This window comes from Rhodococcus sp. MSC1_016, assembly GCF_023667485.2.
Lineage (GTDB): Bacteria > Actinomycetota > Actinomycetes > Mycobacteriales > Mycobacteriaceae > Rhodococcus_F > Rhodococcus_F oxybenzonivorans.
This window is the reverse complement of sequence record NZ_JAMOZI020000002.1, coordinates 83,231-102,344: the sequence shown is the minus strand read 5'-3', so window position 1 is coordinate 102,344 and position 19,114 is coordinate 83,231. Positions and strand designations below refer to the sequence as shown.

General features: G+C 59.8%; 15 protein-coding genes and 1 pseudogene. 12 read left to right on the top strand and 4 right to left on the bottom strand.

What is annotated here, in order from left to right; genetic code table 11:
• The first annotated feature begins 8 nt into the window (after positions 1-8).
• Complete coding sequence (locus L1080_RS32830; RefSeq protein WP_271208956.1) at positions 9-326, top strand: hypothetical protein; 318 nt, start codon at positions 9-11, stop codon at positions 324-326.
• Positions 327-652: 326 nt separating this feature from the next.
• On the opposite strand, the gene L1080_RS32825 is transcribed toward L1080_RS32830, so the two are convergent.
• Entirely contained in the window at positions 653-4,126 is a 3,474-nt protein-coding gene (locus tag L1080_RS32825; RefSeq protein WP_250776506.1) for an indolepyruvate ferredoxin oxidoreductase family protein, read from the bottom strand.
• Between the two features lie 156 nt (positions 4,127-4,282).
• Here L1080_RS32825 and L1080_RS32820 point away from each other — a divergent pair, with 156 nt between their 5' ends.
• Positions 4,283-4,792, top strand: a complete 510-nt coding sequence (locus L1080_RS32820) for an Lrp/AsnC family transcriptional regulator (protein ID WP_250776505.1) — start codon at positions 4,283-4,285, stop codon at positions 4,790-4,792.
• 316 nt (positions 4,793-5,108) lie between these two features.
• A pseudogene (locus tag L1080_RS32815) lies at positions 5,109-5,315 on the top strand (MFS transporter); the annotation flags it as partial.
• A 424-nt stretch (positions 5,316-5,739) separates the two neighbouring features.
• On the opposite strand, the gene L1080_RS32810 reads toward L1080_RS32815, so the two are convergent.
• Both L1080_RS32810 and L1080_RS32805 read right to left on the bottom strand, forming a co-directional pair.
• Positions 5,740-7,185: an APC family permease gene (locus L1080_RS32810; protein WP_250776504.1), complete on the bottom strand. Its 1,446-nt coding sequence runs from the start codon at positions 7,183-7,185 to the stop codon at positions 5,740-5,742.
• On the bottom strand, positions 7,182-8,810 hold the full coding sequence (locus tag L1080_RS32805; RefSeq protein ID WP_250776503.1) for an amidohydrolase: 1,629 nt from the start codon (positions 8,808-8,810) through the stop codon (positions 7,182-7,184). Before L1080_RS32805 ends, L1080_RS32810 begins: the two co-directional genes overlap by 4 nt.
• A gap of 57 nt (positions 8,811-8,867) precedes the next feature.
• On the opposite strand from L1080_RS32805, the gene L1080_RS32800 reads away from it, so the two are divergent.
• A complete protein-coding gene (locus tag L1080_RS32800; RefSeq protein WP_250776502.1) occupies positions 8,868-9,908 on the top strand; it encodes a LacI family DNA-binding transcriptional regulator in 1,041 nt (346 codons plus the stop codon).
• Positions 9,909-9,962: 54 nt separating this feature from the next.
• Here the strand turns inward: L1080_RS32800 and L1080_RS32795 are convergent, their stop codons facing one another.
• Entirely contained in the window at positions 9,963-10,751 is a 789-nt protein-coding gene (locus L1080_RS32795) for an IclR family transcriptional regulator (protein WP_250776501.1), read from the bottom strand.
• Between the two features lie 82 nt (positions 10,752-10,833).
• Here L1080_RS32795 and L1080_RS32790 point away from each other — a divergent pair, with 82 nt between their 5' ends.
• From L1080_RS32790 to L1080_RS32755, 8 genes are all read left to right on the top strand, one after another.
• Positions 10,834-12,498 carry a bifunctional 3-(3-hydroxy-phenyl)propionate/3-hydroxycinnamic acid hydroxylase gene (locus tag L1080_RS32790; protein WP_250776500.1) on the top strand — a complete coding sequence of 555 codons (1,665 nt, stop codon included), beginning with the start codon at positions 10,834-10,836 and terminating at the stop codon, positions 12,496-12,498.
• Between the two features lie 10 nt (positions 12,499-12,508).
• Complete coding sequence (locus L1080_RS32785) at positions 12,509-13,420, top strand: VOC family protein (protein WP_250776499.1); 912 nt, start codon at positions 12,509-12,511, stop codon at positions 13,418-13,420.
• Between the two features lie 5 nt (positions 13,421-13,425).
• Positions 13,426-14,268, top strand: coding sequence for a fumarylacetoacetate hydrolase family protein (locus L1080_RS32780; RefSeq protein WP_250776498.1), 843 nt, complete (start codon positions 13,426-13,428; stop codon positions 14,266-14,268).
• A 14-nt stretch (positions 14,269-14,282) separates the two neighbouring features.
• Entirely contained in the window at positions 14,283-15,245 is a 963-nt protein-coding gene (locus L1080_RS32775; protein WP_250776497.1) for a TAXI family TRAP transporter solute-binding subunit, read from the top strand.
• Between the two features lie 48 nt (positions 15,246-15,293).
• Positions 15,294-16,286 carry a hypothetical protein gene (locus tag L1080_RS32770; protein ID WP_250776496.1) on the top strand — a complete coding sequence of 331 codons (993 nt, stop codon included), beginning with the start codon at positions 15,294-15,296 and terminating at the stop codon, positions 16,284-16,286.
• Positions 16,283-17,383 (top strand): alcohol dehydrogenase catalytic domain-containing protein, encoded by a 1,101-nt coding sequence (locus tag L1080_RS32765; RefSeq protein WP_271208963.1) that lies wholly within the window; start codon positions 16,283-16,285, stop codon positions 17,381-17,383. Before L1080_RS32770 ends, L1080_RS32765 begins: the two co-directional genes overlap by 4 nt.
• A gap of 364 nt (positions 17,384-17,747) precedes the next feature.
• Positions 17,748-18,422: an MBL fold metallo-hydrolase gene (locus tag L1080_RS32760; protein WP_250776494.1), complete on the top strand. Its 675-nt coding sequence runs from the start codon at positions 17,748-17,750 to the stop codon at positions 18,420-18,422.
• The gene (locus L1080_RS32755) at positions 18,415-19,101 is read left to right on the top strand and encodes a class II aldolase/adducin family protein (protein ID WP_250776493.1); all 687 of its coding nucleotides are present in this window, start codon (positions 18,415-18,417) and stop codon (positions 19,099-19,101) included. Before L1080_RS32760 ends, L1080_RS32755 begins: the two co-directional genes overlap by 8 nt.
• Positions 19,102-19,114 lie beyond the last annotated feature (13 nt).

Here is a 19,114-nt window from a genome sequence, read left to right as displayed (position 1 = left end):
ATACGAGAATGGTTTTTGGTGACGACACCACGGAGCACCTTCCGGACATTGCCGATGCAGTGCGTTCCTATCGAGCGGCCCGCCACCGCAGGCTCAAAGAGCGCCGAGTAGGGGTTCGTAGTCAACCGAGCGAGGAATTAGAGATTCTGCGCTTTGCCGAGATCTGGGCTCCCTTCGGAGGCCCTCCGCCGGACGAGATATTTCAAAGGTTCGGCATGAAGAAGGATCGATTCACTCAAAGGCTTTGGGAAAGTGTAGAGAAACTGAGGTGTGGCCCGGCAGTTCGCGATCAACTTGCGCTGGTCTACTCGATCGAAAAGACGTGAGCAGCTGAAGCATGCGCACTGATTGACGGGGCAGATGATGATCGTCCTGGGAAGGTCAACTCGTCTGTCCCGAGATGAACTCGACATTGAAAACCAGTAGCGCCTGTACGTGGACAGCAGTCTTCACAAGAGTTGGTTTGTGCATCAGCATGCATGGGGATCGGGCGGTGCACGCCAGCGCTCGAATCGAGCCAGACGAACCCGTTGCTCTCAGCGACTGGACGTTGGAATCGGTCTTCCGGAAAACAGGGCACGTTCGGTCACTCACATATCACCCTTTGCTGGTTGGCCAGGGCCAAGATGCCTCATTGGCCCTGGCGATCGCGTCATCCAGACAGTCTCGTGGTGTCTATGCCAAGATTCTTGAGTTGAGATACATAGAGTTCGACGTTGCGAAGTTTGACGTCCTCATATCCTCGGACCATCTCGGCGGCCTCCGCAGCAGCTACCGCTTTGCTGTGGGTGCTGAGGTCGAGGTTGCCGGCCAGGTTGGTCACCATCGCCTCGTAGTGGGCGACGAGGCGACGCTCAAGTCTCCGGACATGGGAGTATCCAAAAGGATCAAACGGAGTGTTCCGCAAACCCTTACCCTTCGCAAGCAGTCGGAGTGAAATGTGTGCACGAGGGCCAATGCCGATCTTTGTCTTCCGACCGAGGGCCTTCAGAGTGGGAGGATGCAGCTTGTATGTCATGTTCTCGGCACCGGGCACTTCCGCTTGTACCGCCGCAACAAATTGTGCATCTGTAAGCATCCGGGCGACCTCGTACTCGTCCTTGTATGCCATAAGTTTGTGCAGTCCGCGCGCAACCGCGGTGGTGAACTCGTCGTGAGGACCGAGTTTGCGTTCCGCCTCCCACGCCATTTGGACCACGTCTAGGTATCGGCGTGCGAGTGCTTTGCTCTGATAGGACACGAGCTGCGCCGCCCGTCGTTCGATTAGTTCACGGGTCTCGCCAGTCACAGACAGAGTGCGCATCAAGTCCGTTGGTACGGCATCGTCACTACGGTGAGCACGAGAAATCGGTGCTGTCGCCTTCGCGAAGGCCTCGGGTACGTGCGTCGCAACTCGACCCCAGCGAAACGCTGCCTGGTTCGCTTTCACCGCGACGCCGTTTAGGGCAATGGCCTCTTCGATGAAGGATGCCGGGACGGGAATTCCTCCAGCCTGGTAGGCGGCGCCAACTAGAAGGAAGTTCGCCGCGGCAGAGTTGCCAAACAGAATATTCGCCGCTTCAATCGCATCGAATGAGACCAGATGTTTGGATGCGCGGTTGATGCGTTCGATGAGTACTTCGTTGTCTGGGTAGGCAACCGATGCATCGTAGACCATTTCCCCGGTCGGGGTCTGGCTGGTCGAGGCAATTGTGATGGTACGCTGCGGATTACCGTACGTGAGGTTCTTGGAATCTGTTGCGGTCAGTAGGTCGAAAGCCAGGATGCAGTCAGCGGCTGCCGGACTGATGCGATTGGACGAACCACCTGACTCCGTACTGATGCGTAGGTGGGACGTTACTGGCCCAGCCTTTTGGCTTAGACCAGTCTGGTCGAGTCCTTCGACATGTAGGCCAGCTCGCAAGGCAGCCATTGCGAGAACTTGGTTGACGGTGACAATGCCGGTGCCGCCAATTCCCGCGAGGAAGACGTTATGAGTATGGAGAGTCTGCTTTGCTGTCGGTTCGGGAACTGACGGTGGAGTTGGCGTCGGTGTGCGCGGTACGGTGGCGGTTTCAGGGAGTTCGACGGTGACGAATGACGGGCACTCACCGTCGAGGCAGGTGTAGTCGGTATTGCAACTGGTCTGATCAATCTTTGTCTTACGACCAAACTCGGTATCGACTGGCTGCACTGAAAGGCAATTGCTCTTGATACCGCAGTCGCCACAGCCCTCGCAGACAGCTTCATTGATCACGACTCTAGTTCTGCGCATCGGCAAGGAACCGCGTTTGCGTTTGCGTCGTGCATCGGCAGCACATTGCTGATCGTAGATCAGCACGGTGACGCCCTTCGTGTCCCGGAGGAGTCGTTGGGCTTCGTCGAGGCGGCTACGGTCCCACACCTGGGCAATCTTGGCGAAAGACGCACCCTTGTGACGTGCAGGGTCTTCAGCGCAGACGATGATCCTGGTGACGCCCTCGGCCGCGAGCTTATGGGTGAGCTCTGGAATCGGTAGTGCAGCTTCGGCATCCTGGGCGCCGGTCATCGCGACCGCTGAGTTGTAGAGGAGTTTATAGGTGATGTTCACACCTGCGGCAATGCTGGCTTGCACCGCGAGCTGACCAGAGTGGAAGTAGGTGCCGTCTCCGACGTTCTGGAAGATGTGATCGACCGTGGTGAACATCGCCTGACCTATCCACTGAGCGCCCTCCCCACCCATTTGGGTCAGACCGGTAACTTGGGAATCGGTGCGCGAGGACATCGTGACCAACGAATGGCAACCGATCCCGCCGCCCGCGAGAGAACCGTCGGGCACCGCGGTTGAGCGGTTGTGTGGACATCCGGAGCAGAAGTACGCAGTTCGTTTGGTGTCTAGAACAGTCAGTTGCAATGGCTGGGGCAGCGGACTTGCGACGGCGACCCGGTCCTTAAGCACGTAGCGTAACGGGCCGATCAGACGGGCAGCTGTAAGTTCGCCATCCGCGGGAACGAGGGGGGCCCCGGTGTCGCCGCGTTTTCCCAGTACTCCTGGAGCGGATTCCTGACCGTAGAGAATTTCCTTGACTTGAGACTCGACAAACGCGGTCTTCTCCTCGACGACCAGGACCCGTTCTACGCCGTCAGACAGTCGCCGGACTGTCCCGGCGCTGAGAGGATATGGCATACCGACCCGAAGTATCCGGATACCGCTCCGAGTTAAGTCCTCCTCGCCCAGGCCAAGGTCTTGTAACGCTTGTCGGACTGAATCGTAGGCGGTACCAACGGCGACGATACCGAGCCAGGCATCTGCCGTATCGACCTCAAGACGATCAATCTCATTGACTGCGGAGAATGCCTGAACCATCTTCCACCGCGGACCGTAGAGGTCTGCCTCGGCCAACAGACTGTCCGGCGGCGCAGCGAGAATCCGCTGCCGATACGACCAAGTCTTCCCTTCCCATTCGATCTGCGGGATGGCAATGTCAAAGTTGGTGAAATCGCGGTCGAGGGTCCATAGACCGTCTGCAACGTCCGCCACGAGCTTCATCGCCGGCCAGCATCCGGATGCCCGAGACAAGGCGATGGCATAAAGGCCGTATTCGACGATCTCTTCTGCGTTCCGGGGGAAGAATACTGGCATTGACAACGCGGCCAATGACCGCTCACTGGCAGCCGGTACGGACGACGACTTAGCAGCGGGATCGTCACCGACCAGCGCCAGTACGCCGCCTCCTGGATGTGCGCCATACATCGCTGCATGTCGCAGCGCATCGCTGGCGCGGTCCAAGCCTGGGCCCTTGCCATACCAGACACCGACGACCCCATCGTGTGTTCGCTGACCCGTGGGTAATTCCAGCTGGCTGCCCCACACCGCGGTCGCAGCTAACTCTTCGTTCACCCCCGGAACTAGATGCACTTCGTGCTCGGTGCTCAGTTCCGGGATGCTCGCCAACAGTCTGTCGAGTCCAGCCAGGGGGCTTCCTTGGTACCCAGAGACGAAGGTTGCCACGCGATTTCCGGATCGGTGATCGCGTTCATGCTGCTCGACTAACATCCGAGCGATTGCCTGCACGCCGGTCATGAGCACAGGACCGGACGAGACACGGTAGCGGCTACCGAGATCAAAGTCGGTGGTTGTCGCTGCAATGCCGGTCAATTGAGTCATAAGGATAAACACCGTTCAGGAATCCGCGGGCTCGCGGCGATGTGCTCTTGATGTGTATACAAGAGTGGTCAAGGATCGCCGATGGGTCAAGAGACGGGCTAACAACTGACCGGATCGTTCAGTTTGCGTTCGGCGTCATGGAATGAGGTGGGAAGATTGCTCAGCATTGACCGGCTAGACACTGCGTTGCTCCGGATGCTTGTGCAGGATGCGCGCAGAGGTGTAGTCGATCTGTCCGTCACGTTGGGAGTCTCACGTAATACTGTTCAGTCCCGGCTGAGGAGGCTGGAGGAAGCCGGCATTTTAACCGGCTATCGAGTGGAGATCGATCTCGCGCAGGTCGGTGCACCCGTGCAGGCTTTCCTTGCCCTCGAGATTCAGCAGGCGATGCTCAGCGACGTTATTGCTCATTTGACAGCGAACCCTCAGGTCCTTGAGGTGCACGCCACCACAGGGCGAGAGGACCTACTCGTGCGAGTCGCGGCACCAAGTCAGGCGGGGTTACAGGACCTGATCCAGCAAATTCTTGCGACGCGGGGAGTGGTCCATTCGACAACCACCCTGGCCCTGACGACTCCCTTGCCCTATCGGGCGATGCCGTTTATCGAACACATAACACGTGAAACAGGGTGGGGGCGATCGACGCCTGCGGCTTCCGACGAATGAACTCCGTACTAAGCGCGCTCCTGGGTATCGCTGATGACATCCGGCGCAGCCCGCGGAAACTCCGCGACGATCACCTCTATCGCACGGAGACGCATTTGGCGGCCAACCGCGTTCACAGATCCGTATCGGCCGGTATCCTGCTGAAAGTCATTGGTGAGCTGTACCTCCTAGCACGCAAGCCAGTCGCTTTCGCCGGAAGACTTGCTTGCGTTCGGGCGGGTCGCACCCTGGATCAGCTGGGCGGGCGGTTGACACGCTGACCAACGACTGAATCGGCTGGACGGTGCAGCTCGGTTTTGAGTCTTTCGATCAACTCGTGGGGGAATCTCTACAGCCGAATGAGCAACGGGCGAGCGCTCGCGATTGGGCCGGCCTGACCGTGTTGGCCTTCGCTATGCTCTTGATACCGGTCGACGCCACGGTCCTCGGCCTCGCGGTCCCTGCGATCAGTGCCGACCTCGGACCAACCGGTACACAACTTCTGTGGGTGATCGACGTCTGCGGAGGCACGGTTGCCCCACTAGATCCATGCCAGATACGACAGGGGCGATGTTCCTAAAGTCCGCGAGAGTTGCGTTATCGCCGGCGCGCACGTTGCTTCATTCGTCACCGCAGTGATTCTGTTCGCCAACGCTGTACTCGTGTATTGGCTCATGACTGGCGCTAAGAGTTCCTCCGAGCCGCTCGTGGTGAATTGGTGCCCCCGATGTGTCAATAGCAGAGCGCGGAGATGTCGACGGAGAGATTCGCACGCCAAGGCGCTTTAAGTCGATACTCCTAGCCGAGAGCGCCGACATCGTCTATGGCTTGTTCCCATTCTTCATTGCGGCCCACCGAACCTGTACCATCTCTGGCCCGCAGACTTTCCGGGGTTTCGTGCTGCGATTCGCATAGCCCTAACGACGCCGTAGGGCGGAGCGGGCCTCGACGACGGGCGTCGTGCGACTTCAGCTTGTGTGACCCGCTGTAGATATGGCTGTCGCCGAATCAACCTTGGCGTCTCTTCTCGACTTCACCAGTGACACGACGACACCTGTTGCGAATGCAAGGGGTATGACTAGGAGGAGGATAAGGTTGGTCGCTGCTCCTGCTGCAGTAAGGATCGAAAAGTTTGTAACTATCAAATAGAGCGCGACTGATAGTGCCAGGGTGGCGAGTGAGGGTGCGACCGCGCGTTGAAATACGCCAACACCGCGGGGATCGCGAGCGAAGAAGACTACTACCGAAATCGAGCACAACACTTGCAAGCCGATGATTCCTACAATACCGATTCCATTAAGCCAGAGAAAAGTTTGTAGGTATGGGTCTGCGCCAAAGATCTCGAATCCCACAACAAGCACCACGGTAAGAAACGTCACGAATAGGCTCGCGTTCGATGGGGATCTCGTTGCCGGATTGATGCGCGCCAAGGCGCGCGGAAGAGCGCCATCACGCGCGAGCGTCTGGAGGTATCGGGCCGACGAGTTGTGCACAGCGAGTACCGATGCGAGTGCACTCGTAACCAAGAGAAGATGCATGGCCTCACTTGCGGGCTTACCGACCCACTGGGTGGTTGCGATGAAGAACATTTCGACGGGGTCCGTATTGGCGACGTCTATCGCCTTTGAGGGGCCGAACGCCATGATTACTGCCCAAACGATGAGGGAGTAGAATAAGGCGAGAAATCCCACGGCGATGTATGTCGCCCTCGGCACAGCACGTTGGCCGTCTCGGGTTTCGCCCCGATAAAGAGCAGTCGACTCGAAACCAAGGAACGCACCGAATGAAAGAACTAGCAACCCACCCACCCCAGGCGCGAAAACCGCGCCAGGTGTGAACCCTGCTAGGCTCAATCCGTCTGCACCGCCCTGCACGATTACGGGCGCTGCGAATACGAGAAGGATCAGCACCTCCAAAATTAGGATGGTTCCGAGCACCTTCGCGCTGACCGTGACGTTCAGATAGCCGAGTACTGCTACCACGATGGCTGCGATCGCGGCCCAGAATCCCCACGAAAGATCGATTCCAAAAACTGATTTCGCGGCTTCGTGTGCGAATACTCCCACTGCAGGTACGAAACCGACTGCGATGGGAATGTAGGAAGCGAGCGCGACGAACGCCGCACCGACCCCCGCATTCCGACCTACGCCCTCTGAGATGTAGGCGTAGAACGCCCCAGGGTTGGGGACGTGCTTGGTCATCGCGGTGAAGCCGATGGCGAATACGAGCATTACCACGCCGCCGAGTAGATACCCGCCTGGAGCGCCGATCCCTCCGAACTGGATCGCCAGGGGCGCAACGCCCGACATGATTGCCAACGGCGCGGCGGCGGCGACGACGAAGAACACAAGATCCCACATCCCCAATGCGTCTTTTCGAAGCCCTGTGTCGTGGTCGTCCTGCGAATTTATCATCGCGCTTCCTCTCGATATGAGCACTCTCCATCGAGGTAGGTCGCCAGGATGGGCAGTTCAACTAGTTCGTCCGCCGACGCAGTGATCGGATCGCCTCTGAAACAGGTTAAGTCCGCTCTTCGGCCTTCGGAGATGATCCCGCGGGAGTGATCCCCCAGTGCTTGTGCAGCGCCCGCTGTGTAGCCGTGTAGGGCTTCGTGGGCGTCGATGGCTTGTGCGGGTTCAAACGGTTGCGCGCTCAGGTCCCCCGGACGTCTCCTCAGACGGGCCCATGCCATGCCGATTCTCGGATCGAAAGGAACTACGGGCCAATCGGAGCCGAGCGCCAGCGGCACGCCCGAGTCGATCAGATCGCGTGTTCGATACGCGCGGGAGGCTCGCGTCGGCCCCAAACGGGCAGACCAACGGTCTGACAAGTCCTCATGGCGCCACTGCATTTGTAACGGCTGCATGGAGGCGATGATTCCCAGTTGTTGAAATCGCGATAGATCTCCGTCAGTCAGAGTTTCGATGTGTTCGATCCGATGCGGTGCGCCGTTCTTTGCCAAAACACCAACGGATTCGTACACGTCCAGCACTTCGCCGACGGCTCGGTCGCCTATAGCATGGGTTGCAATCTGAAATCCTGCGGACGCGTACCTTTCGACGACTTCGGCAAAGCGCTGTCTGTCAGGCCAATAGGATCGGTCGCTATCACCACATGTGTCGGGCTCGTACAGCCATGCTGTTCCTGTTTCGATAACTCCATCGAGAAATAGCTTGATTAACCCTGTTTTCCATCGACGGCCGCCGGCGGCCAATTGCTCGATGAGCGAGGAAACCCCTGCATCGTCACGGTCAGGGGCATGCCAGAGAGCCACATCAAGCCGAACCGGCAGAGTTCCGACAGCCTCCATTTCGTTCAGAAGCTCAAGTGTTGCGAGCGTGCCATCCATAATGACACCGCCGGTGATGCCTGTAGAAGCAAACTCCTTGAGGACCCGATCGACGTGCGCGATATGGTCATTTCGGGTTAATGGGGGAGCGGCGTCGTACAAGAGGTTATAAGCGCTAGCCTCTCGCAATTCTCCGGTTGGGCGGCCGGCCGCGTCACATACAACTGCGGAGTTGTCAACGAACTGCTCGCTGCCGTTGATCCGCGCGTGTGCTAGTGCCGCCGGCGTCGCCACGGCAGTGTGTACATCGTGAAACATGACGACCGCTGGCATCCCGTAGACCGAATCGGCCAGGTCTTCGCCCCGAATTTGACGGTCCCCGAGCGCTGCATAGTCTAGGTTCCAGGCAAAAACCCACTGTTCGCCACGGGTTCGAACAACATCGGCCTGGCGTCGAAGCACCTCCAGCACCTGATCGAAGCTGTGAACTCCTTGTAGATCGGCTCCTCGCGAAAGCTCTGCTCCCCAGGTGGGGTGTGTGTGGGAATCGATCAAACCCGGAGTGACCGTCCCGCCCTCTGCGTCGAGAATCTCACCATCAATGTCGTGGCTGAGGACATCCGTTGCAGTGCCGACCGCCACGATGCGCCCCTGGCGCCACGCGACCGCTTCGGCCGTCGGACGATCGGGGTCCATCGTTCGAACGTTGGCATTGACGATCGCGCCATCGGGAAGGGAAGTTGGGTTCACGCTCCAGGACACTACCGAAAACGTTTTAGGTTGGGAAGAGGCAGACGCAGTTACCCGATGGATTACGGTGAGGCGGTGGAATCTCGACGAGCCAGGCGCGTAACCATCAAAGATGTCGCTGCATCAGCGGGAGTGTCTATCTCGACTGTTTCCCACGCCCTCAACGACAAGGGCGAAGTCAACGCACAAACCCGTCAACGAGTCCGTGCCATAGCCTCCGATCTGGGATACCGGCCTCATCGTGCCGCGCAAGCCATGCGCGGCGGGGCGCCTAGGTCCATAGCGCTGGCGCTTCCACGAACGAGCGGCTCATCCGAGGAGTCGGAACTCATCGGCCTGGACTATTACCTCGCAATTGCATCTGCCTCGGCTAGCGAAGCGTTCGCTCGTGGAAATTCGCTCGTACTTCCTCCACCTCTCGGAACGTCGGATCAGTGGGCGGTGATCAACCCGGACGGAGTGCTGATCTGCGACCCGTCGAAAATGGATCAACGCATCGACATCCTCGAATCTATGGGGATTCCGGTAGTGACAATTGAGCCCGACACCGGACGGTTGGACCGCCCGTATTTCGTGACCGCGGATACGATTAACAGCACTACCGCGCTGCTGGACCACCTCAAGGGCGTCGGAGCTACGAAAGTTGCACTGTTATGGGCCGACTCAACTTGGTCGTGGGCCATCGAGACCCGACGTGCATACGAAACATGGTGTGACCGTAATGACCAGGAAGCTATAGTCGCGCCGGTTCCCCTCCAAGCGTTAGGTTCTGAGGCGTACCGTGCCGCGGGCGAGCTTCTGGACGGTTCTTCACCACCGGACGCGATATTTGCTTCCGCGGAAAGGTACTCCACCGGTGCGCTGCAAGCGTGCCACGAACGGCGGCTTCGGGTTCCCGAAGATGTCCTGATCGTCGGCGGAGTGGACGGTAGTACGGCGCGGCTCAGCTATCCCCCCGTCACGGCCGTTGATCCACGTCCGCGGGAGCTTGCCGAGGCTGCTGTGCGCATGCTAATGGACAGAATCGATGGGAATCCTGTTGTCGCGCCGGTGACAGTACGCAGCGAGATTCATCTTCGCGCCAGCTCGACTCGATGAACTTCGCACCGCGCTCCAGCCGCTTTCGCCTGAACATGAGGACGGGACGCTCCGTCACGCGTCGCGAATCTCGAGTTGCCGCGATATTGAGGCCGCGGCGGTGCGGACCGCGACCTCTGCACTCGTCAGTTCACTGCGCGGCATACGCCGGGCAAGCGCCGCGATGCTGATAGCGGCGCAGACTGAACCCGTTGCGTCGCGTATTGGTGCAGCGATGCCGAGAATGTGCTCGTCGAGTTCGCCCTGCGACAGCGCTATACCTCGCTTGCGAATGTAGGCGAGCCGCGTGATGAGCGCTTGAGGATCAGTGAGTGTCCTCGCGGTGAATCGTTCCAGCGGCGCCTGCGCCAGAACTGCGGAGACCTCAGCGGGATCCGCCCATGCTAGGAGAACTTCTGCGGAGGCGCCGGCATTGATCGGAAGTACGTGGCCCCGCTCATAGGACAGGCGCACAATGTGGTGTGCTTCGACGAGGTCCAGACAGACAACCGAACGTCCTGATCGACGGGTAAGTAAAACCGCTTCATTGGCTTGCGCGGCCAACTTCCGCATGATGGGCAGAGCGATCTCCGAAAGCCCAAGACCTATCCGCGCCATCCGCGCCAGCTCGAAAATCTTCGGTCCCAGCCGGAAGCCTCCGGGCGCTTCCTCAATGAAACCGGTACTGATCAGGCTTTGCAGATACCGGTAGCTGGTCGAGCGAGACACCCCTAAACGGGCTGCGATCTCATTGCTTCCCCACACTGGTTTGTCAGCGTCGAACAGCATAAGGATGCCCAGTGCTCGATCAGCTGTGGAGTTGCGTTCGCGGTAGCCACCGCCGGTCTCGACACGTTCGACCATGGTGGGCACTCTAGTCCACTACCCGTTGATCTGTCCTGCTTTGCAGGACGGGTCTTCCATAAAACGGGACCGTGATTCTAAGGTGATTCAACTAGTACAGGTGAAAGTGGGTGACGCAATGGCGCTGACCGCGCCGAACCGCGACGTTGACGTAGTTGTCTGTGGCGCGGGGCCAGTGGGCCTGACGGCGGCTGCACTACTCGCCGCGCGCGGTGTCCGAGTGGTCGTTCTCGAGCAACACCATGCCACGAGCGATGAGCCAAAGGCGATCAGCATCGACGACGAGGCACTGCGCATATTTCAGCAGGCCGGCATAGTTGACCGCGTGTTGCAGGTGGTGGTTCCTGGTACCGGCACTCGCTACTACAGCAGCGATGGTGCAGCGCTTTTCGATGCGCGTGGGCCAAGGCCTTTCCGGCTCGGATACCCATTCAAGAACCCATTCGCGCAGCCCGATCTTGAACGCGTCTTGGCGAATGAGCTCACTGCGTCGCCGAACGTAGAACTTGTCTTCGGAGCTCGCGTCACCGGGTTCGAACAGCACACCGACGGGGTGGCAGTACGAGCAGCCACCGAGACGGGGGAATTGACGCTCGGTGCTGCCTATGTACTCGGTTGCGATGGTGGACGCTCGGCGACGCGGCTCCTGCAAGGAATCGAAATGACGGGGCGCAGCTACAACGACGTGTGGCTAGTTGTCGATACCCTCGACGATCCACACACCGAACGATTCGCGATGCACCACGGCGACCCGCATCGCCCTCATGTAATCGTGCCGGGGCTCGACGGGCGCTGTAGGTACGAGTTTCGACTGTTCGACGGTGAAGGAACCCCTGACAAGGAGCCCTCATTCGAACTGATCGAAGGGTTGGTCTCAAAGTACCGCCGAATTACCCGCGACCAGGTCGAGCGCGCAGTCAACTATCGCTTCAATGCGGTTATCGCTGACAAGTGGATGATCGGACGCTCATTCCTTTTGGGCGACGCTGCACATATGATGCCGCCCTTCGCCGGGCAGGGGCTGAACTCCGGAATTCGGGACGCAGCAAACCTGACTTGGAAGGTGGCCGACGTGCTTGCCGGAAAGCTGGATCCCGCCATCCTGGCAACCTATCAAAGCGAGAGGTATCCGCACGCACTCGAAACTGTACGACTGTCGGAGCGGCTGGGACGGGTAGTGATGACCACCTCCTCGCGGATCGCGAAACGTCGCGACACCGCCGTCAAGCAGGCGCTCTCGACAGAGCAGGGCCGCGCCTACCTGGAGGAGATGCGCTACCGGCCGACTCAGCGATATAGCGCGGGCATGATCATCGCCGCGGACTCCCTTGGATCTGTTGGTGCGCAGATTGGGCAACCCCTGGTATTCGACACGTACACCCACCGAATACAACTACTCGATAACGCTATTGGCAATGGATGGGTGCTACTCGGTGTTGAGACCGCCGAAACTGACTGGTTGGCAACCAGACAGATCGTGCACAGTGTGGACGCGTGTGAAGTACAGGTCGCCGTTCAGGAGCAGATGCCCCGCTCCGGACGTCGCGTTCTCATCGACGTCGACGGCAGCCTGGTCCGCGAATTCGCGACCTACACTGGGCGGTTCGTCCTGGTCCGTCCAGACCGTGTGATCGCGGCGGTATGGTACCCGAACGAAACCACCGACATCGCATCGCACGTTCTGTCATGGACACCCGTATCTGGCGAGATAAACTCGCCACGAGAGAGGACTTTAAGTAATGGCTAAGGCACAGCGTGTGGTGCTGCAGGAAGGCGATGCGGCCGGAACACTGACCCGAACCGCGGTCTCCCACATCGGATTCTCGGTCCCAGATCCGTTCCGCACCGCGTATTTCTACGAGCGGGTGCTCGGATTGGTCGTGCACGAGGAGTCGCCCGATGGCAGGTTGCGGCTGGGGTGGGGAGGCGGCCATCACGTCATCGAACTGATCGAAGGGGAAAAAGGTCTTCGACACTATGGATTCGAGGTACGCGATGTCGACGGTATTGATGGCATTGCGAAGCGATTGGCAGATTCGGGTCACAACATCAATTCCCTCGATGCCGAGTACATCGACGCCGCGGTCGGAACAGGGGTCGGCGTTGTCGTCTCTGACCCCCACGGCACCCCAGTGCATTTTCACAGCCCCGTACAGCGACACGGCGAGTCCACCGCGGACACGAGTCGCAGGCCGATTAAGTACCAACACATCACCCTAGCCACCGACAACGTCGAGTCCCTTACAGACTTTTTCGTCAATGTGATCGGCTTCCGCATCTCCGACCAGCTCGACGACGGACGATTCGCGTGGTTGCGCAGTGACCGAGACCATCACACCTTGGCGGTGGTCGATGTCGGGCAGGGTGGGGACATCGACCACTTCTCCTTTGATCTTGCGGACTGGGCAGATTTCAAGGCCTGGTGTGACCGACTCACCGATGAGGATGTCAATGTCACCTGGGGGCCGGGAAGGCATGGTCCCGGCAATAATCTCTTTGTCTTCTTCGATGACATTGACGGAAATCACATCGAGCTCTCGGCCGAAATGGAGAAGTTCCACGACGACCGCGTCACTTACGTGCCAAGGCGGTGGAGGCCCATACCCAATACCGTGAACCTGTGGGGCGGTCAGCTGGCTTCGTGGCGCAGAACCAGTGAAGGGAATTAATCATCATGGCTTACACTACCTTCGAGCACAACGGGGTCCGCCGGGTCGGCGAAGTGCGTGGTGCTGCACTGGTTCCGCTAGAAGGAATCACCGAAATCGGCCTCGGCACCCCCCTGACGCTGCTGGGCGACGCCACCCGCAACGATCGCGATCAGATCCCCGTCGAGGAGGCGCAGTTACTCCCCGTAGTACCAAACCCCTCAAAGATATTCTGCGTCGGACTCAACTACCGCGCGCATGTCAAAGAGACCAAGCGCGACCTCCCGACCTACCCCGTGCTCTTCCCGAAGTTTGCCTCGAATCTCATCGGTCCCCACGACGACATCATGCTGCCGCCGGAATCTTCCCAGGTCGACTATGAGGGGGAGTTGGTTGTGGTGATCGGCCGTCAAGGCCGCCGAATTGTCGAATCCGACGCCCTCGACCATGTTCTTGGGTACACCGTTGCCAACGACACCACCATGCGAGATTTCCAGTACAAGACCCACCAGTGGATGCAGGGGAAAGCCTGGGATGCCAGCACTCCAGTCGGCCCTTATGTCGTCACCCCGGACGAGATCGACCTAAACAATGCCGGTATCAGGACAACCCTTAACGGTGAGACGGTACAGGAGTCGGACCTGTCCATGCTGATCTTCTCGATCCCGAAGCTCATCGCCACTATCTCGGCGTTCACCGTGCTGAAACCCGGCGATTTAATTTTCACGGGTACACCCGGAGGAGTCGGTTACCGGCGCGACCCGCAGGTCTTCCTCAACGACGGTGACAAGATCAGTGTGGAGATCGACGGCGTGGGTGCTGTCAATAACCTCGTTCGTGCAGAGCCGAAAACCCAAACGTGGCAGTAAGGAGACGAGATACTTTGATCACCTACCGACCAGAGGAACCGAAGATCCAGCGGTCCCTGACCTTGCATATGCAGGGCGACTGGGGAGCGGCCAATCTGCACCGGGTCTGCGGCTGGATTTCCCAGGAGCTCACCGACCGGAGCGGCCACGGAACGCGAGTTGCGATCTGGAACGGTCGAGGATTCGCCGACGGGGTACGCGCGGTAGGTCGCGGCGAGGTCGACATTGCAATGACCACCCCCGCTGCATTCGCCTCAGCAGCGCTCGACGGACGTGGAATCTATCGAGACGAATACTTCCCTCAGCTGAGGGCGCTGGGCGTTGTTCCGCAGCGCGATCGCCTGGTCGTGGCAATTCACCGCTCCGTGGGTGTCACGACTTTCGCGGAACTGCGTGAACAGTCTCCACGGCTGAAGGCTGCAACCGCTCTCGATGACAACGTGAATCATGTCGGTCTGGCCGCCCGCGCTCTCCTCCGGGAAGCGGGCGTAGACATTCCCGGCTGGGGCGGAGAATTTCTCGAGGACGAGAGGCCTCAGGACGCCTTCGCGCACGTGTTATCGGGCGAAGCAAACGCGATCGTACAGGAGGCGGTAATGCTGCCGCAGTGGCAGCAGTTCGGTGCCGACTTCAATTTCTTAGAGGTGGAGCCGGACGTGCTGTCCGCCCTCGAAACGAACTTCGGCTGGCCGGCTGCGACGGTTGGCGACGGCTACTTCCCCGGACAAAGTTCGTTTCGCACGTTGGACTTCTCAGACTTTCTCATGCTCACCACGACGGACTTGGCAGACGATGTTGCGTACGCAGTGGCCTGGATCCTCGGCGAGACCCGTCACATAATCGAGGAGCAGTACCGCCACTTGCCGCCGGAAGGTAGCCCGATCACCTACCCATTGGACCCGTCCGCGATAGGCCGCGCCCCGATACCGCTGCATCCCGGCGCGGCTCGCTACTATCACGCACTTCCCACAAGCTGACCGTTGCATCTGCCTCGCGAGGCCGTCACACGAATCAAGGAGGTCTCCATGAACGTCGTCGAGGACGTCATGGTGATGGCATCCGAACAACCGCTGCGCAGCGTCGAACGCGACGAACATCTCCTCCTCGCGGCGCCACACCCTGGCAAGACCCCTATCAAGCTATGGCGGGACCATCCACTGCTGACGGTGGTGCACTATCCACAGCAGTACCGTGCCCAACCCTTCGCTCCGCCCCGCGGCATCTATGAGAACGACCAGATTCGCATCGAGTGGCAGACTATGGACAACCGTCAACCGTTCTACCACCGCAATTGCGATGTTGACGAGATCTCGTACCAGATCGATGGTGAACGTACGCTGATGACGGAGCTCGGCGTCATCGAACACCGGCCCGGTGACTTCTCCCGTATCCCACGAGGGGTCGCTCACGACAATTATGGGCGCTGCGAAAGCCACCTGCTGTTCTATATACCGGCGCCGGTGAAGGAGCTCATCCCGAGTGTAAGTAGGTCACAACCCGTTTCTCCGCCCTTTCCTGGTTGGGAGGCTGGCAACGTTAACGAAGCCATCACCCAGTGCATGGGTGCCGCCGGTCACGACATCGTTGTTTTTCCCGTCGATGAGCGTCAGATTCTCGATCACGTCTACACCACGCCGGATCGAATGCACGTATTGCGCGCCGACGCAGAACCCGCCACCAGCTGGCTCTACGCGGCACCGCAGTTTCGACTCGGAGTTACGGTCGCAGACGGGAGTGGCGAGCGCCGCTACCGCCGCACCCTCGATGGGGATGAGATCCAGTATCAAATACGGGGCCGGCGCACGCTACTGACGCAACGCGGCATCGTCGATCTACATCCCGGCGATTTCGTCAGAATTCCTCTAGGCATCGCCCACGCAAGCGTCAGCGTCGATCCGAGTGAGCACGTCAGGCTACTGTCTCACCGGGAACTGCCCCAGGTCGCCGAAACGTCTCGGACTGCGGACCCGTATTCACCCGAGCGGCTCAAAGCCGCGCACTCGAAGGTAGCCCTATGACCACAATGCTTGCTGCCCGTGCCCACCGCGGAGCAGATTCTATTGTTCTGGAACAGATCCCGATTCCCGAGCCAGGTCCGCGCGACGTTGTAGTCAAGGTTGCCGCCGCGGGGTTAGCGCCGGGACTGATGCGCCTTTTGAAGAACGGGCTCTTCAAACACCTTCCGACCACTCTCGGACACGAGGCCGCAGGAATAGTCACGGCGATTGGTGCGGAGGTTGACCGGATCGCAGTAGGAGATCGGGTCCGTGTGCACCCGAATCTCAACTGTCGCGATTGTACGTACTGTCGCACGGACCGCGACATGATGTGCCCACAGCAGGCGATGATCGGATTCGCGGCGTTTGGGGAAGGCCCGATGCCACTCTACGACGAATACCATGACGGGGGCCTGGCCGAATACATTCGCGTCCCGTACTGGCTCATCGACCAGCTTCCCGACAGCGTTGGCTTCGACGTTGCCGCGAAGGTTCATGATCTCGCGAACGCGGTTCGCGCGCTGAAATGCGCAGACCTACCGGTCGGGTCGACCATCGTGGTAACCGCGGCAACGGGCACCATGGGGACCTCCACGGTGAAGCTCGCTGAGCACTTCGGGGTCTCCCGGCTCATCCTCGTGAGCCGCACAGCGGAACGCCTGCACGCCGTCGGCGCCCTTGCCGGCCCTGTGGCAACCGAGTTGGTCGCCCTCGACGATCTCGCCGACGACTGGCAATCTTCTGGAGGATTGACTCGACGCCTGCGTGAACTCGTCCCCAACGGAGCGGATGCGGTGATTGACTTCATCCCGGACGGCCCGGTGACGGGCCAGGCCATGGCGGCCTTGGCAACCGGTGCGACATTGGTGCACATGGGTGGTAACACCGCTTCGGTGCCTCTGCCTGCGATCGCCATCATGTCCAATTGCTGGCGGTTCGTCGGTACTCGCTCATGCACGCGCACGGATGCGAGTGAAGTACTGAAACTCCTCGGTACCGGTGCGCTCATCGCTGATGAGCTCATCACCCAGCGGTTCGCGCTCGGTGACGCGGTCAAAGCTGTGGATGCAATGCAACGCCGTAGTGACCCCATGTGGATGACCGTTGTAAACCCCTAACCGCCCGCAGTCATGGATGTCCCCTGAAGTTGGAGGTCGAACCGCCCGAGTGAGTGGAGGCGGGAACATGTGATTCACGTAGCCGTTTGCGGGCTCACAGGAAACGGTGGAGTTGACCGAGTAACTCGAACGGCGCTGTTGGGCATGGCGTTTCAAGTGCCCGGCGATCCAGCGGGGGCGCCAACTACCGACGGTGCCCGCGCACGTGCGCTCAGATCGGACGGCCGGCGCCTGTCCCTGAGTTGCCAATGCAGGACACAATGCAGACAACAAAACGGGCGTCACCGACAGCTGCCCGCAAGGACGGACAATCGCGACGAAGAGTTCGCGGTAAGTATCCCTATCCAGTGATTAGGAACACCGAATGAAGATCACCCACTTCGGGCACGCTTGTGTACTTGTCAAAGTTCCGCTTCGGGACAAGACCGTGCAGGTCTTGATCGATCCCGGTACTTATTCGCGTGACTTCGAGGATCTGCTCAACATCGATCTCGTACTGATCACCCACTCCCACCCCGACCATCTCGACAACGATCGCCTCCGGGCGCTTCTCGAACGCAACCCGGACACGGATTTGGTGCACAGCGCGGGCGCCGAAGCCACACTTGCCAGCATGACACCGTCGAGGTGCGTGGCCAAACCGGGAGACATCCTCAGATTGCGAGGTGTCGAGATCACCGTGACCGGTGGCGATCACGCATGTATTCACCCAGACCTGCCCGGCTGTGACAACAATGGCTACCTCGTCGGCGGATCGCTCTTCCACCCGGGTGATTCCCTTGAACCGCCACCATTCGATGTCGACACCCTGTTGCTCCCAGCCGGCGGCCCGTGGATGAAGCTGAGTGAGGGAATCGACTTCCTCCGCGCCGTCAGCCCGCGCATCGCCATCCCAATCCACCAGGCAGGCCTTGCACCGGCCCATCAGAATATGCACCACCAATTGCTGACGAAACTTGCGCCGAAGAAGACCGAGGTCATCGTGCTGGACCACGCGACGAGCCATACACTTGGGCCTAGGCAGGAAGTTCATGGATAATCCCAGGCTTGAAGTGGTTCAGGCGAGCCGCGCACTGGCCGCGGCCGGACTCGGTGACATGGTGTGGGGCCACGCCTCCGTCCGTGACGTGGAAGGGGACGGCGTCTGGATGAAGGCATCCGGATGGGGATTCGAGGAGATCGACGAGACCAGGATCGTAAAAGTGTCAGCTGCGGGCGTGGTATTGGCCGGAGGTGGGAAGCGGCATCTTGAGTACCCGATTCACACTGAGATCATTGCCAATCGTCAAGATGTCGGGAGCGTGGTGCACACACATGCACCCGCGCTAGCGGCCTTCGCCTCGCTCAATTGTGAACTTCTCCCCATTTCCCATGACGCGGTTCCCTTCACCCATCCCCAGCTACCCCGATTCACAGAAACGGGTGCCCTGATCGCCACGCGCGAACTAGGCCGATCCCTCGCACGGCAGCTGGGCGAGGCCAACGCGGTGCTCATACCCAACCACGGGGCGGTCACCGTCGGTCCTGACGCCGCCTCCGCCGTCATGCATGCGGTACTGCTCGAGAGAGCATGTCGAACACAACTTATGGCAGCGGCCGCAGGCGGTCCACACCACTGGTCAGACGAGTCAGAGACCCAGTCCAAACGCGACCAAGTTTGGAACCCCGCGCAACTCGATGCGGGCTGGCAGTACCTCATCCGGAAATCTGGTTACTAAGCGGAGCCCGCCG

What these genes read in the sequence shown, in the direction of transcription:
- L1080_RS32825 (WP_250776506.1), bottom strand. Translation starts at nt 4,126, where the DNA reads ATGACTCAATTGACCGGCATTGCAGCGACAACCACCGACTTTGATCTC.
- L1080_RS32800 (WP_250776502.1), top strand. Translation starts at nt 8,868, where the DNA reads ATGGATTACGGTGAGGCGGTGGAATCTCGACGAGCCAGGCGCGTAACC.
- L1080_RS32795 (WP_250776501.1), bottom strand. Translation starts at nt 10,751, where the DNA reads ATGGTCGAACGTGTCGAGACCGGCGGTGGCTACCGCGAACGCAACTCC.
- L1080_RS32760 (WP_250776494.1), top strand. Translation starts at nt 17,748, where the DNA reads ATGAAGATCACCCACTTCGGGCACGCTTGTGTACTTGTCAAAGTTCCG.
- L1080_RS32770 (WP_250776496.1), top strand. Translation starts at nt 15,294, where the DNA reads ATGAACGTCGTCGAGGACGTCATGGTGATGGCATCCGAACAACCGCTG.
- L1080_RS32830 (WP_271208956.1), top strand. Translation starts at nt 9, where the DNA reads ATGGTTTTTGGTGACGACACCACGGAGCACCTTCCGGACATTGCCGAT.
- L1080_RS32780 (WP_250776498.1), top strand. Translation starts at nt 13,426, where the DNA reads ATGGCTTACACTACCTTCGAGCACAACGGGGTCCGCCGGGTCGGCGAA.
- L1080_RS32810 (WP_250776504.1), bottom strand. Translation starts at nt 7,185, where the DNA reads ATGATAAATTCGCAGGACGACCACGACACAGGGCTTCGAAAAGACGCA.
- L1080_RS32765 (WP_271208963.1), top strand. Translation starts at nt 16,283, where the DNA reads ATGACCACAATGCTTGCTGCCCGTGCCCACCGCGGAGCAGATTCTATT.
- L1080_RS32755 (WP_250776493.1), top strand. Translation starts at nt 18,415, where the DNA reads ATGGATAATCCCAGGCTTGAAGTGGTTCAGGCGAGCCGCGCACTGGCC.